The sequence below is a fragment of the Paracoccus actinidiae genome (genome assembly GCF_030863885.1).
GTDB classification, from domain to species: Bacteria; Pseudomonadota; Alphaproteobacteria; order Rhodobacterales; family Rhodobacteraceae; genus Paracoccus; species Paracoccus everestensis.
On the sequence record NZ_CP132956.1, the window covers coordinates 1,833,536 to 1,847,892 of the forward strand.

13 protein-coding genes are annotated in these 14,357 nt (G+C 63.8%); 2 read left to right on the forward strand and 11 right to left on the reverse strand.

The window, feature by feature from the left end:
* The first annotated feature begins 135 nt into the window (after positions 1 to 135).
* A complete protein-coding gene (locus tag Q5701_RS09220; protein ID WP_306754944.1) occupies positions 136 to 1,194 on the forward strand; it encodes an alkene reductase in 1,059 nt (352 codons plus the stop codon).
* Between the two features lie 33 nt (positions 1,195 to 1,227).
* Here Q5701_RS09220 and cobS read toward each other — a convergent pair whose 3' ends face one another.
* Positions 1,228 to 2,202 (reverse strand): cobaltochelatase subunit CobS, encoded by a 975-nt coding sequence (cobS, locus tag Q5701_RS09225; protein ID WP_234855536.1) that lies wholly within the window; start codon positions 2,200 to 2,202, stop codon positions 1,228 to 1,230.
* Positions 2,203 to 2,330: 128 nt separating this feature from the next.
* On the opposite strand from cobS, the gene Q5701_RS09230 reads away from it, so the two are divergent.
* Positions 2,331 to 3,089, forward strand: coding sequence for a sigma factor (locus Q5701_RS09230; protein ID WP_306754945.1), 759 nt, complete (start codon positions 2,331 to 2,333; stop codon positions 3,087 to 3,089).
* 6 nt (positions 3,090 to 3,095) lie between these two features.
* Here the strand turns inward: Q5701_RS09230 and ychF are convergent, their stop codons facing one another.
* The 10 genes from ychF to Q5701_RS09280 all read right to left on the reverse strand — a co-directional run bounded on the left by ychF (position 3,096) and on the right by Q5701_RS09280 (position 14,327).
* Positions 3,096 to 4,193 carry a redox-regulated ATPase YchF gene (ychF, locus tag Q5701_RS09235; protein WP_306754946.1) on the reverse strand — a complete coding sequence of 366 codons (1,098 nt, stop codon included), beginning with the start codon at positions 4,191 to 4,193 and terminating at the stop codon, positions 3,096 to 3,098.
* A gap of 62 nt (positions 4,194 to 4,255) precedes the next feature.
* Positions 4,256 to 5,377 (reverse strand): ABC transporter ATP-binding protein, encoded by a 1,122-nt coding sequence (locus tag Q5701_RS09240; RefSeq protein ID WP_306754947.1) that lies wholly within the window; start codon positions 5,375 to 5,377, stop codon positions 4,256 to 4,258.
* On the reverse strand, positions 5,374 to 6,186 hold the full coding sequence (locus tag Q5701_RS09245) for an ABC transporter permease (RefSeq protein ID WP_306754948.1): 813 nt from the start codon (positions 6,184 to 6,186) through the stop codon (positions 5,374 to 5,376). Before Q5701_RS09245 ends, Q5701_RS09240 begins: the two co-directional genes overlap by 4 nt.
* A complete protein-coding gene (locus Q5701_RS09250) occupies positions 6,183 to 7,055 on the reverse strand; it encodes an ABC transporter permease (protein ID WP_306754949.1) in 873 nt (290 codons plus the stop codon). The genes Q5701_RS09245 and Q5701_RS09250 overlap by 4 nt, the downstream gene beginning before the upstream one ends.
* Positions 7,056 to 7,143: 88 nt before the next feature.
* Entirely contained in the window at positions 7,144 to 7,914 is a 771-nt protein-coding gene (locus tag Q5701_RS09255; RefSeq protein ID WP_306754950.1) for a squalene/phytoene synthase family protein, read from the reverse strand.
* The gene (gene cysS, locus Q5701_RS09260) at positions 7,911 to 9,308 is read right to left on the reverse strand and encodes a cysteine--tRNA ligase (protein ID WP_306754951.1); all 1,398 of its coding nucleotides are present in this window, start codon (positions 9,306 to 9,308) and stop codon (positions 7,911 to 7,913) included. The genes Q5701_RS09255 and cysS overlap by 4 nt, the downstream gene beginning before the upstream one ends.
* A gap of 27 nt (positions 9,309 to 9,335) precedes the next feature.
* The gene (locus Q5701_RS09265; RefSeq protein WP_306754952.1) at positions 9,336 to 10,556 is read right to left on the reverse strand and encodes a glycosyltransferase; all 1,221 of its coding nucleotides are present in this window, start codon (positions 10,554 to 10,556) and stop codon (positions 9,336 to 9,338) included.
* Positions 10,553 to 12,151 (reverse strand): ABC transporter ATP-binding protein, encoded by a 1,599-nt coding sequence (locus Q5701_RS09270; protein WP_306754953.1) that lies wholly within the window; start codon positions 12,149 to 12,151, stop codon positions 10,553 to 10,555. The genes Q5701_RS09265 and Q5701_RS09270 overlap by 4 nt, the downstream gene beginning before the upstream one ends.
* On the reverse strand, positions 12,148 to 13,251 hold the full coding sequence (locus tag Q5701_RS09275; protein WP_306754954.1) for an ABC transporter permease: 1,104 nt from the start codon (positions 13,249 to 13,251) through the stop codon (positions 12,148 to 12,150). The genes Q5701_RS09270 and Q5701_RS09275 overlap by 4 nt, the downstream gene beginning before the upstream one ends.
* Positions 13,251 to 14,327, reverse strand: a complete 1,077-nt coding sequence (locus Q5701_RS09280; protein ID WP_306754955.1) for a microcin C ABC transporter permease YejB — start codon at positions 14,325 to 14,327, stop codon at positions 13,251 to 13,253. Before Q5701_RS09280 ends, Q5701_RS09275 begins: the two co-directional genes overlap by 1 nt.
* Positions 14,328 to 14,357 lie beyond the last annotated feature (30 nt).

A 14,357-nucleotide genomic window follows, 5' to 3' on the forward strand; every position in this document is an offset into this window, starting at 1 on the left:
GGATCCTCCGGAAACGGAAGGTGGTTCTAACCGTCACGGGCGCGCAGGCCAAGGCTGTCATGCGCCGGCGGCAGGTTGACACCGACCTGGCCGATACACAGTTGCACAGAACGCAAGAATTGAAAGGACGTTTTCATGCCCACCCTTTTCGATCCCCTTTCCATTGGATCCCTGACCCTTGGAAACCGCATCGTCATGGCGCCGCTGACCCGTGCCCGCGCCGGTGCCGACCGCATTCCGAACGCCATGATGGCGGAATATTACGCGCAGCGTGCCAGTGCCGGGCTGATCTTGTCCGAAGCCACCAGCGTGACCCCGATGGGCGTGGGCTATGCCGACACGCCGGGCATCTGGAACGACGCGCAGGTCGAAGGCTGGAAACTGGTCACCAAGGCCGTCCACGACGCAGGCGGGCTGATCTTTCTGCAACTGTGGCACGTCGGGCGCATTTCCGACCCGCTGTTCCTGGATGGAGAACTGCCGGTCGCCCCAAGCGCCATCAAGCCTGCGGGCACTGTCAGCCTTGTCCGGCCGAAAAAGGAATACGAAACGCCCCGCGCCCTTGAAACCGACGAGATCGCGGGCATTGTCGAAGCCTATCGACAAGGGGCCGAAAACGCCAAGCGGGCAGGTTTCGACGGGGTCGAAATCCACGGCGCCAACGGTTATCTGATCGACCAGTTCCTGCAAGACCGCAGCAACCGGCGCACCGACCAGTATGGCGGACCGATCGAGAACCGCGTGCGTTTCCTGGAGGAGATCACCGATGCCGTGACCGGCGTCTGGGGCGCGGATCGCGTGGGCCTGCACCTGGCGCCGCGCGGCGATGGTCACGACATGGGCGACAGCGATGCCCGGGCGCTGTTCACCCATGTGGCCCGCCAGATGCGCGACCGCGGCCTGGCCTTCCTGTGCCTGCGCGAATACCTCGGCCCAGACAGCCTGCTGGACGACATCAAGGCGGCTTTCGGCGGCGTGGTCATTGCCAATGAAAACCTGACCCGCGACAGCGCAGCCGACCTGATCGCCACGGGACGCGCCGACGCGGCGGCCTTTGGCAAGGATTTCATCGCCACCCCGGACCTGCCCCGCCGCTTCCGCAAGGATCTGGGCCTGAACCAGCAGGATCCCGCCACCTTCTACGGCAGCGGCCCCGAGGGCTATGTCGACTATCCGGTGGCGGAAGAAGTCTGACCAACCGGCGGCGGGCCAGAACGGCCCGCCCCGTCACTTGGCCTTTGCGGCCGCACTTTCCGGCAGCTCCTCGTCGAACAGGCGCTGATAGAATTCGGCCACCGTCTGGCGTTCCAGCTCGTCGCACTTGTTCAGGAAGGTCAGCCGGAAGGCATAGCCTACGTTGTTGCCGAAGATGCGCGCGTTCTGCGCCCAGGTGATGACCGTGCGCGGCGACATGACGGTGGACAGGTCGCCCTGCATGAAGGCCGTGCGCGTCAGGTCCGCCAGCGTCACCATCTGGCCGATGCACTTGCGGCCCTTTTCGGTGTTGTAGGTCGGGTTCTTGGCCAGCACGATCGCGGCCTCGGCGTCATGGGACAGATAGTTCAGGGTGGAGACCAGCGACCAGCGGTCCATCTGGCCCTGATTGATCTGCTGCGTGCCGTGATACAGGCCCGTCGTGTCGCCCAGGCCCACCGTGTTGGCGGTGGCGAACAGCCGGAAATAAGGGTTGGGCGTGATCACCTCGTTCTGGTCCAGCAGCGTCAGCTTGCCGTCCGTTTCCAGAACCCGCTGGATCACGAACATCACATCCGCCCGGCCCGCGTCATATTCGTCGAAGACGATGGCGGTGGGGTTGCGCAGCGCCCAGGGCAGGATGCCTTCGTGGAACACCGTGACCTGCTTGCCCTCGACCAGCTTGATCGCGTCCTTGCCGATCAGGTCGATCCGGCTGACATGGCTGTCCAGGTTGACCCGCACGCAGGGCCAGTTCAGCCGCGCGGCCACCTGTTCGATATGCGTCGATTTCCCGGTGCCGTGATAACCCTGGATCATCACCCGGCGGTTATAAGCGAATCCCGCCAGAATCGCCATCGTGGTGTCGGGGTCGAACTTGTAGGTGCTGTCGATTTCCGGCACGCGGTCCGACCGTTCGGCAAAGCCCTTGACCTTCATGTCGCTGTCCAGACCGAACACCTCGCGCAGGTCGATTTCCTCAGTCGGTTTGGCATTCATGTCCAGCATCGCATGGCCCTTTCCTCGTATCGCAGGCCTTGATCGCGCATAAGTCCGCCGCGTGCAAGACGGGGTTGCGTTGACGGGGCGCCCCGGCCTGCTAAGTTGGCCCGCAACCACAAGAGGATCGCCGCCCCTTGCAGAATACCAATCAAACGATGCTGGAGGATCTGGTCACCCGTGTCGCCAATGGCGACCGCCGCGCTTTTGATATGCTTTACGAAACCACATCGGCGGGCTTGAACGCATTGTGCCTGTCGATCCTCAAGGACAGGCGCGAGGCCGAGGAGGCGCTGGAGCAGGTCTATGTCCGCATCTGGCATGACGCAAAGCAGTTCGGCGACAGCGGCTTGTCGCCCAAGGCATGGCTTTCGACGCAGGCGCGCGACCGGGCCATGGACCACCGGCGCGAACGCCCCCTGCCCTCCTCGGTCGCTGCGGGGAACCGTGGGGACGGCACGGCCCAGGGGCTGGTGCGCATCGCTTACCTGGAAGGGCTGGATTATCCCCGGCTTGCGGCACGCCAGGGCATTCCCGTCGACGAGGCCCGCCATGCCCTGCACGAAGGGTTGGAACGGCTGGCCGGCCATGCCGCGGATGACGGGGACAGCCTTGCCGCCGCCGAACGCGCGCTTGGGATCCAGGTCACCCAGGCTGCATCCCCGGACCGGGCGCAGGTCGCGGAATGGCAGGAACGGCTGGCGCGCTTGGCCGACGACCTGACGCCGGTGATGGCCCCGGCCCGCGCGCGGCAGCGGATCCGCGAAAACCTGGGCCATGGGGCGGCACCGCTGTCGGTCGATCCGCTGGAGCGCAGGCCGTGGTGGCGCGGCCCCTTGGGGATCGTCGTGGTTCTGCTGGCCGCAGCGGCGGCTTGGTATTTCTGGGCGCGCTGAAAGGCGTCAGGCGTTGAACAGGAAATGCAGCACGTCACCGTCCTTGACGGGATAGGTCTTGCCTTCCACCCGGAACTTGCCTGCCTCTCGCGCGCCCGCCTCGCCCTTGTAGGTGACGTAATCGTCATAGGCGATGGTTTCGGCGCGGATGAAGCCGCGTTCGAAATCGCCGTGGATCACGCCAGCGGCCTGCGGGGCCAGCGTTCCCTTGTGGATGGTCCAGGCGCGGGCTTCCTTGGGACCGACAGTGAAATAGGTGTCCAGGCCCAGCAGCTTGTAGCCTTCGCGGATCAGGCGATCCAAGCCCGCCTCGTGCAGGCCCATTTCTTCAAGGAACATCGTCGCCTCCTCGGCAGGAAGCTGGCTGATCTCCTCCTCGATCCGGGCAGAAATCACGACATGGCCCGCCCCTTGCGCACGGGCCATGTCGGCCACGCGGTCGGACTGGGCGTTGCCAGTGGCGGCCTTGTCCTCCTCGACATTGCAGACGAACAGGACGGGCTTGGCGGTCAGCAGTTGCAGCATATCCCAGGCCTTCCGCTCATCCTCGGCCACTTGGACGGTGCGGGCGGGCTTGCCGGATCCAAGCGCCGCCTGCGCGGCCTTCAGCAGCTTTTCCTGGGCCACGGCGTCCTTGTCGCCGCCTTTCAGCTTGCGGGCGATGTTGGCCAGCCGGCGTTCGACCGATTCCAGATCGGCGATCATCAGCTCGGTCTCGATGGTTTCCGCATCGGCGATCGGATCGACGCGGCCTTCGACATGGGTGACATCCCCATCCTCGAAGCAGCGCAGGACATGGGCGATGGCATCGACCTCGCGGATATTGGCAAGGAACTGGTTGCCCAACCCCTCGCCCTTGCTGGCGCCCTTTACCAGACCCGCGATGTCCACAAAGGTGATGCGGGTCGGGATGATCTGCTTGCTGCCCGCGATCCCGGCCAGCGTGTCAAGCCGGGGATCGGGAACGGCCACATCGCCGACGTTCGGTTCGATGGTGCAAAAGGGAAAGTTTGCGGCCTGCGCGGCGGCAGTTTTTGTCAGCGCGTTGAACAGGGTCGATTTGCCCACGTTCGGCAAGCCGACAATACCCATGCGAAAACCCATGACGCGCCCCTTTCAGCCAAGTCAGGGCGCGTTCTAGGCAAGCGGCCGCGCTTCTGCAAGCATCAGCGGAACAGGACCAGGGATCCCGGCGACCAGGCAAGGCGCGTCCGCGTCCCGACCTCTTGCACGTCGCGGCCAAAGACGTTGCGCATGGAAATCCGCACGGGCCGCGCCTTTCCGTCCATCTCTGCCGCGCCATCCAGCCGCAGGTCGTAATAGGTCATGTCGCCGTAATAGACGACCTCGTCGATGGTGGCGCTTGTTTCGCGGGGCTGCGTATGGGTTTGGGTCGGACCGACAAGCGTCATGGTTTCCGGCCGGAAACCGATGGTTGGGCCATCGTCGTCGGGATCGGCGCGGCTGATCTGGCGTTCGGGCAGGTCCACGGTGCCAAGGCCCGGAACCTCGACCGTGGCGACGCCCGCCTGTTCGCCCAGGATCCGCGCGGGCAGAAAGTTCATCACGCCGATGAAATCGGCGACCCGGCGGGTGGCGGGGCGGGCATACAGCGCCTCGGGGCCGTCAAGCTGGGCAATCTCGCCCTCGAACATGACGGCGATGCGGTCGGACATGACCAGGGCTTCTTCCTGGTCATGCGTCACCAGCACGAAGGTGATTCCCACCTGGCGCTGCAGCTTGATCAGTTCCACCTGCATCTGTTCGCGCATCTTGCGATCCAGCGCGGACAGCGGTTCATCCAGCAGCAGCACCTTGGGCTTGAGGATCAGCGCGCGGGCAAGGGCCACTCGCTGGCGCTGACCGCCGGACAGGGCGTGCGCCGCGCGGTTGCCAAAGCCCCGCAGGCCGACCATCGCCAGGGCTTCCTCGACCAGGGCCGCCTTTTCCGCCTTGCCGCGCGGATCGCGGCGCAGGCCGAAGGCCACGTTCTGCGCCACTGTCAGATGCGGGAAGATCGCATAGGACTGGAAGACCATGTTGGTGGGCCGCTTGTTCGCGGGCACCTCCTCCATGTGCTTTTCGTCAATCAGGATGGCGCCTTCCGAGATGTCCTCGAACCCCGCGATGGTGCGCAGCAGCGTGGTCTTGCCGCAGCCGGACGGTCCCAGCAGCGAAAAGAACTCTCCGGCACGGATGGTCAGGTCGATGCCCCTCAGCGCGTGGTAATCGCCGTAATGCTTGTGGACGCCGCGACATTCGATCATCGGCTTGCGGTCGTCGGTCACAGGAACCCTCCGGTCGGATTGCCGCCCATGCGGGCATTGCCGCGGCGGCGGAAGTATTCGCCAAGCGCCAGCAGCACGATGGACAGCGCCACCAGCACCGTTCCAAGCGCCATGATCATCGGGATCTGCTTGGGAAAGCGAAGCTGGCTGAAGATATAGGTGGGCAGCGTCGGCTGGTTGCCCGCCAGGAAGAAGGCGATGATGAATTCGTCCAGGCTGATGGTAAAGGAAATCAGCAGCGAACTGATGATCCCCGGCATGACCAGCGGCAAGGTGACCAGGCGGAATGCGCTCCACCGCGTCTCGCCCAGGTCATAGGCCGCTTCCTCCAGCGATTTGTCGAGGCTGGAGAATGCCGTGGACAGGATGGCAATGGCATAGGGCATGCAGATCAGAACGTGGCCGACGATCACCGTCAGGATCGACAGTTGCACGCCTGCGCCCAGCAGCACGACCAGCAGCGACATAGCCACGATGATTTCCGGCAGAACCATCGGCAGCAGGATAAAGCCCATCATGCCGCCCTTGCCCGGAAACTCGAACCGGGTGGAGGCGCGGGCGGCAAAGATGCCAAGGCAGGTCGCCAGAACAGCCGCGCTGACCGCGATGATCAGCGAATTGGTCAGCGCCGTGCGCAACGTGGCGTTGGCCCACATCTGCGCGAACCAGTCGGTCGTGAAGCCTTGCAGGGGAAAGGCGATGATCGTGCCGGAGTTGAAGGCGAACAACGGCAGCAGGATGATCGGCGCATATAGGAACAGCAGATAGAACACCGCATAGACCTGCAAGCCGCGCCCCTGCCCCTTCACGAGCGCACCTTGAGGAAGCGGCGGTTGATCAGCAGGAAGACGATGCTGACAAGCGCGACGATGGCCATGGCGGTCACCGCCAGGGCAGATCCCAGCGGGCGGTTGTCCAGCGCCAGCATCTGCACCTGGATCAGGTTGGCGATCATCGGGATCTTGCCGCCGCCGATCAGTTCGGGGGTGACGTAGTCGCCGATGGTCGGGATGAAGACGATCAGCACCGCCGCCAGCACCCCCGGCATGGCAAGCGGCAACGTGACGCGCCAGAAGGTCATCGCCCGGCTTTCGCCCAGGTCGCGCCCGGCTTCCAGCAGGGATCGGTCGATCTTTTCCAGGGCCACGAAGATCGGCAGGATCGCGAAGGGAGCATAGGCATGGGCCAGCGTGATGACGATGGAATTCACGTTGTAGAGGATGAAGGTCAGCGGCTCGTCGATGATGCCAAGCCCCGTCAGGCTGGAGTTTATGACGCCGTTATATCCCAGGATCACCTTCCACAGGAACACCCGGATCAGATAGCTGGTCCAGAACGGGATGGTGATCAGGAAGAGCCACAGGGATTTCTTTTCCGGACGCACCATGAAGCTGACGTAATAGGCCACCGGAAAGGCCAGCAGCACCGTGACCAGCGTCACCAGGGCCGACACCATCAGCGACCGCACCATGATCGTGCGCACGATGGGATCGGTCCAGACCTGGACATAGTTGGCCATCGTGAAGTCGCGCACGACCTCCAGATATCCGTCGGTCAGGAAGCTGTAGGTCAGGATGGTCAGCAGGGGCGCGGCCAACACCAGCAAGGCATACAGGAATGGAGGCGCGATCAGGGCATAGCCCTGCCTTGCCTGTGCATCCAGTCCGCCCTTGGCCATCCGTTTTTCGCCCTGCCTGTTCGCCCAATTCCTTTCATATCAGCCAAAGCATGAAAAGAGGGTTTATGGACGCGACAAGGTCACCGCCTTATCGCCACCACCGTCCCGTCAGCGCCAGATGCGCCAAGGAAGCCCTGCGTCGAAAAGGCGAAACTTCAACAGCTTGCTCGAAAACGTTGACACGTCCTGCAAGGATATCCTTCAACAGACCGCGCACGCCCGGCCCGGGGTAAAGCGCCGCTGCCGCTTGTTTCGGCAGCAGCCTGCGGGACCGTGCGGCGCGGTCTAGGGCATCGCCGGCGAGTTTCGCCAGATGAACGGTGTCGCCCGGGTCGCCGCTTGCTAGGCCAAGGCCCATCGGCTGAAGATGCGGCAAGGCCCGCAGCCATGCCGCCAGCCCCGCACCCAGGCCCTGATCGGCTGCGACCGCTTGGCCTTGGTCATTCGCGCCCAACCGCGCCGCAGCCTGAACCATCAGCCGCCCGCTGGTTTCCGCGACATATTCCACCACGGCGTCGGGTCCGCCGAACGGCTCGCGAAAACAGTCCCGGCGGCGGGCTTCCCCCAAGGCAGCCAGCAGACCGGCCTTATCCCCCCAAGCGTCCCACAGCGGCGTCAGAATGTCATGCAGAGGCGGCGTCTTGCCGGTCCCTATCTCGGCCAGACGGTCGATCCACCATTGCAGCCGCATCTCGGCCAGCAGGGGTTCAGCGGACTGGAAGGGCGCGCGGGCTATTTCGAGGTTCAGGGCGTAGAGCGTTATCAGTGCGGGCCGATCTTCCGGCCGGGCGACCAAGGTTGCACCGAAGCGGTCGGGATCCTGGGACCGGACCAGTTCGGTGCAGGCTTCAAGGGTCATGCGATGGCAGACACTGTTGCCGGATCGAAGTTGACACCCGGTTCAAGTGTTACGCCATCCTTGCCCATCTTGATCAGCACCCCTGCGTCTTCGAGTTGTTGCTTCAGACGATCAACCTCGACAAAGTTCTTCGTCGCTTTCGATTGAGCCCAAACCGAATACAGATGATCGGCAAGTGGTTGGAGGCCGGCTATGTGCTGCCTGCGCTCATTGACGCGACGCTCCACTTCATCAACCGTAAGAATGCCCATGAAGTCGAGGCCCGCAACTAATTCGGCCACCTTGTTTTCGTCGGCAGCCTTATCAAGGATGGCAAGCGCCGCATGGGTGTTGAGATCGTCGGCCAAGGCTTCGACAAGCTCCGCAGTTGGTCCAGCTTCGCGTGCCAAGGCAAGATCCGGGTGCCTTTCGACAACTGTAACATAATAGGCAAGCTTGTTTTCTGCTCCAACCGCCTTTTCGACGGTCCAATCCATCGGGCTGCGGTAATGCGTCATCAACATGACGTATCGAATTACATTTCCAGGTATGCCAGCGTCCAGCAAGTCCCGCACAGTGAAGAAGTTGCCCAAGCTCTTGGACATCTTCTTGCCCTCGACCTGCAGCATCTCGTTATGCAGCCAGACATTGGCGAAACCCGTGCCTGGATGGGCGCAGCAGCTTTGGGCGACCTCGTTTTCGTGATGCGGGAACTGCAGGTCGATGCCTCCCCCGTGGATGTCGAAGGATGGTCCCAGCAATGCCGCCGACATGGCTGAACATTCGATGTGCCAGCCGGGGCGGCCACGGCCCCAGGGGCTGTCCCAGCCGGGCTGGTCGGCCTCGGACGGCTTCCACAACACAAAATCCATGGGATCGCGCTTGAAGGGCGCGACCTCGACCCGGGCACCGGCGATCATGTCATCGACCGACCGGCCCGACAGGCGGCCGTAATCGGGAAAGGATCGCACGTCGAACAGGACATGGCCATCGGCCTCGTAGGCGTTGCCGCGCGCGATCAGCGCTTCGATCATCGCGATCATCTGCACGATGTATTCGGTCGCGCGCGGTTCGTGGTCAGGACGGGCGGCGCCCAAGGCGTCCATGTCGTCGTGATACCAGCCCACCGTTTCCTCGGTGATCTCGCGGATGTCGCGGCCGGTGGCTGCGGCGCGGGCGTTGATCTTGTCGTCAACATCCGTGAAGTTCCGCACATAAGTCACGGCGCCTGCACCATAAACATGACGCAGCAGACGCACCAGAACGTCGAAGACCAGCACGGGACGGGCATTGCCCAGATGCGCCCGGTCATAAACGGTCGGCCCGCACAGATACAGGCGCACGTTCTGCGGATCGATCGGCGTGAACGCCTCTTTCCTGCGGGTGCGGGTGTTCGTCAGCCGGATGTCGACCATGATGCGCCTCGTGTTGATAGGCGAGGCTTAGACCATCGGGGCAAAGCTTTCCACCCATTCGATCTGGCGCGGCAGGCTGTGACGGTGCAGGTCATAGCCTTCGGTGATGGTCTGCCGCGCCGCTTGGCGCAGCCGGTCCGCGTCAGGATCGCCAGCAAGCCCCGCGATCAGCGCGGCGGACAGGGCGGGCACGTCGAAGAAGGGCACCAGCCGCCCGTTTTCGCCGTCGCGGATCAATTCGCGGACGGGTTCGGTATCGGACGCGACGACATAGCCGCCCGCAGCCATTGCCTCGGTCAAGGACCAGGACAGGACGAAGGGATAGGTCAGATAGCAATGCACACGCGCCACCTGGATCAGCGACAGATAGTCGTCATAGGCCACGCGCCCCAGGAAATGGATGCGCGACAAATCCAGCCAGTCGCCCAGTTCCGCCAGCATCCGCGCCTTCCAGGTGCCGCCGTCCTTGGGGGCGTTGCCATAGCTGACCCCCTCGGCCCCGACGATCACGACCTGCGCCTGCGGTCGGGCGGCCAGGACATTGGGCAGCGCGCGCAGGAAGATGTGGAACCCGCGATAAGGCTCCAGCGACCGGCTGACATAGGACAGAACCTCGTCCCCCGCGCGCAGCGCCCGTCCGCCCGGCAGGGTCAGGCTGGCCTGCGGATCGGGGCTGACGCGGACCGTGTCGATGCCGTCATGGATCACGGTGATCTTGGCGCGCAGTTCCGGGGGAAAGCTGTCGGCCTGATACCGGGTGGGCGCGATGGCCGCGTCGGCTTGCACGATCCCTTGGATCAGATGGGCAGAGCGGGCAATGGCCAGGATCCGCGCCTCGTCGCTGTCTTGTTGCAGTTCGGGATCGAAGCCCACGTCGTGGCCGCGCGTGCGATACAGAAGCTCGGCATAGACCAGCAGCTTTGCGTCGGGCCAGATTTCGCGCAGGAACAATGTCTCGCCCCAGCCGGAGTGGCCGATGATGACGTCTGGGGTAAAGCCGTGCCGGTCGCGCAGCGCCCGTGCGCCCCGTGCGGCCAGATAACCCCGTTCGGCGTGACCGGCATAGCTGCGTCCCAGCCCATTCACCGCCACCGGGTTGGGCGTCTTGTAACGCAGGGTCGTGACCGGACTGGGCCGCTCGTTCTTCTCGTCCGTCAGGGCCAGCACCTGATGGCCGCGCCCTGCCAGGGCCGGGGCCAGATGCGGGAACTGGCCGGGGAAATTCTGGTGGATGAACAGGATCTTCATCGGTGATGGTCGCGGAACGCCGCAGCCAGCAAGGCGCGGGTATAATCGTGCTGCGGAGCGTCGAAGATGTCGGCGGAGGCCCCCTGTTCCACCACCTCGCCCGCGCGCATGACCATGATCTTGTGCGACATGGCGCGGACGACGCGTAGGTCGTGGCTGATGAACAGGAAGGCCAGCCCGTATTTCTGCTGCAAGCCGCGCAAAAGCCCGACGATCTGCACCTGCACCGTCATGTCCAGGGCCGATGTCGGTTCATCTAGAACCACCACCTTGGGGCGCAGGATCATCGCGCGGGCTATGGCGATACGCTGGCGCTGCCCGCCTGAAAATTCGTGGGGATAGCGGTGCATGGTGTCGGGGTTCAGCCCGACCTCGGCCATGATCTCGGCAACCATCTGGCGGCGGTCGCGCCCCTTTTCGACGCCGTGGACGCCCAGGCCCTCGGCAATGATCTGTTCGACGGTCATGCGGGGGGACAGGCTGCCAAAGGGATCCTGGAACACGATCTGCATATCCCGGCGCAAGCGGCGCAACTGGCGCGACTGCCAGCGGGCGATGTCCTGGCCCATGAACAGGATCGGCCCGTCGCTGGCGATCAGCCGCATGATCGCCAGGGCCAGCGTGGTCTTGCCGGACCCGGATTCGCCGACGATGCCCAGCGTCTCGCCCGCGCGCACGGTCAGGGTGGCGCCGTTCACGGCCTTTACATGGCCCACCGTCTTGCGCAGCAGCCCCCGCTGGATCGGAAACCAGACCTTGAGATCGCGCGTCTCGACCATCGTTTCCGCGCTGTCGGAAACCGGATCGGCAGTGCCGGTGGGTTCTGCGGCCAGCAGCTTGCGGGTATAGTCGTGCTGGGGGTTGGCAAAGATCGCCTCGACCGGGCCTTGCTCGACGATCTCTCCGTCCTTCATCACGCAGACGCGGTCGGCGATGCGGCGCACGATGCCAAGGTCATGGCTGATGAACAGCATCGACAGCCCTTCGTCCGCCTTCAGTTCCGCCAGCAGATCGAGGATCTGGGCCTGGATCGTCACGTCAAGCGCGGTCGTCGGTTCGTCCGCGATCAGCAGTTCGGGGCCGTTGGCCAGCGCCATGGCGATCATCACACGCTGCCGCTGCCCACCGGAAAGCTGGTGGGGATAGTCGGCCAGGCGGCTTTCGGGATCGCGGATGCCGACGCGCGTCAGCAGTTCCACGATCCGCGCCCGCGCCCGCGCGCCGGTCAGCCCCTGGTGCAGCGCAAGGCTTTCGCCAAGCTGCTTTTCAAGCGTATGCAGCGGGTTCAGCGAGGTCATCGGTTCTTGGAAAATGAAGCTGATGTCGTCGCCGCGAATGTCGCGCAGCACCTTTTCCGGGGCATCGACCATTTCGCGGCCCGCGTATTTTACCGATCCCTCGACCACGGCAGAGTCGCCCAGCAGGCGCACCGTGGACAGCGCAGTCACCGATTTCCCCGACCCGGATTCGCCCACCAGGGCCACCGTCTCGCCCTTGCCGATGTGAAAGCTGACGCCCTTGACGGCGGGCACGATGCGGCCTTCCTGGCGAAAGCTGATGCGCAGGTCTTGGACCGACAGGACGGCTTCGGTCATTTGAAGGTCTTTCGGGGATCAAAGGCATCGCGCACGCCTTCGAAGATGAAGACCAGAAGCGACAGCATGATGGCAAAGGTGAAGAAGGCCGTGAAGGCCAGCCAGGGCGCTTGCAGGTTCTGCTTGGCCTGCAAGGCCAGTTCACCCAGCGACGGCGCGGATGCAGGCAGGCCGTAGCCCAGGTAATCTAGGGCCGCCAGACCGCTGATCGTGCCGGTCACGACGAAAGGCAGCATGGTCAGCGTGGCGACCATGGCATTGGGCAGGATGTGGCGGAACATGATGGTGCGGTCGGACACACCCAATGCGCGGGCGGCGCGGACATATTCGAAGTTCCGCGCCCGCAGGAATTCCGCCCGGACAACGCCCACAAGCGCCGGCCAGCCGAACAGGATGGTGACGAAGACCAAGAGCCAGAAGCTGCGTCCCAGGATCGCGAAGAGGATGATGATGACGTAAAGCGACGGGGTCGATGCCCAGATCTCCAGCACCCGCTGGAACACGAGGTCCGTGCGTCCGCCGAAATAGCCCTGGATGGCGCCTGCCGCGATGCCCACAACGGATGCCACCACCGTCACGATCAGCGTGAACAGGATCGAGATGCGGAATCCATAGATCACGCGGGCCAGCACGTCGCGCGCCGTGTCGTCTGTGCCCAGCCAATGCGTGCCGTCCGGGGCGCTCGGGGCGCTGCCCACGTTGTTGATGGTGGAGAAATGGAACGGGATCGGCGGCCAGATCATCCAGCCCTGCTCGTCCTCTGGGATGTCGCTGGTGCCTGCATCGACGGCGGCGATCAGGTCCTCGGGCGTGTCCCAGCATTCCTGCCGCCCGCCGGTGACGATCAGGCATTTGACGGCGGGATCGTTATAGATCGCCTCGGTCCCAAAATCGCCGCCAAAGGCCGTTTCGGGATAGAAGTTGTAGGCCGGGAAATACAGATCGCCCCGGTAGCTGGCGACGATGGGTTTGTCATTGGCCACGATTTCCGCGCACATGGCCAGAACGAACAACACGCTGAAGACCACCAGCGACCAGAAGGCCCTGCCGTTGCGCCGAAAACTGCGCCAGCGGCGGCGGTTGAGTTCCGACAAGGCCATCAGCCGGCCCTCGATTCAAAGTCGATGCGTGGATCCACAAAGACATACATCATGTCCGACAGGATCCCCACCACCAGGCTCATCAGGCCAAAGACATAGAGCGTGCCGAAGATCACCGGATAGTCGCGCTGCACCGCCGCCTCGAACCCAAGGCGGCCCAGGCCGTCCAGCGAAAATATCGTCTCGATCAGGATGCTTGCCCCGAAGAACACACCCAGGAACATCGCCGGAAAACCCGCGATCACGATCAGCATCGCGTTGCGGAAGACATGGCCATACAGCACCCGGCCCTCGGTCAGGCCCTTGGCGCGGGCGGTCATCACGTATTGCTTGTTGATCTCGTCCAGAAAACTGTTCTTTGTCAAAAGGGTTAGCGTGGCAAAGCTTGAAATGGTCGAGGCCACGACCGGCAGCGTGGCGTGCCAAGCATAGTCCTTGATCTTGCCCCACACCGTCAGATCCGCGAAATTGTCGCTGGTCAGGCCCCGCAGCGGAAAGATCTGCCAATAGCTTCCGCCCGCGAACAGCACCATCAGCAGCACCGCGAACAGAAAGGCCGGGATCGCATAGGCCATGATGATCACGGCGGATGTCCAGGTATCGAACCGCGTCCCGTCCCGCGTGGCCTTGCGGATCCCCAGCGGGATGGAGATCAGATAGGCCAGCAGCGTGGACCAAAGGCCCAGCGTGATGGACACGGGCATCTTTTCGACCACCAGGTCGATCACGCTGATCGACCGGAACCAGCTGGTCCCGAAATCAAAGGTCAGGTAGTTTCCCATCATCGACAGGAACCGCTGCAAGGGCGGCTTGTCAAAGCCGAATTCCTTTTCAAGCTGGGCGATGAACTCGGGCGGCAGGCCCCGCGCGCCCTCGTATCCCTCGACCGCGCCGGTATCGGCCCCCGCCCCCGCGCCCGAGATGTTGCTGAACGCGTCGCCCGACCCCTGCACCTGCGCGGCGATCTGTTCGATGGGACCACCCGGGACGAACTGCGTCAGGGTAAAGTTTACCACCATGATCCCGATCAGCGTCGGGATGATCAGCAGCAACCGCCGCAAGATATAGGCGCCCATTGGAAAGACCCCGTCCCTTTCGGGCCTTGG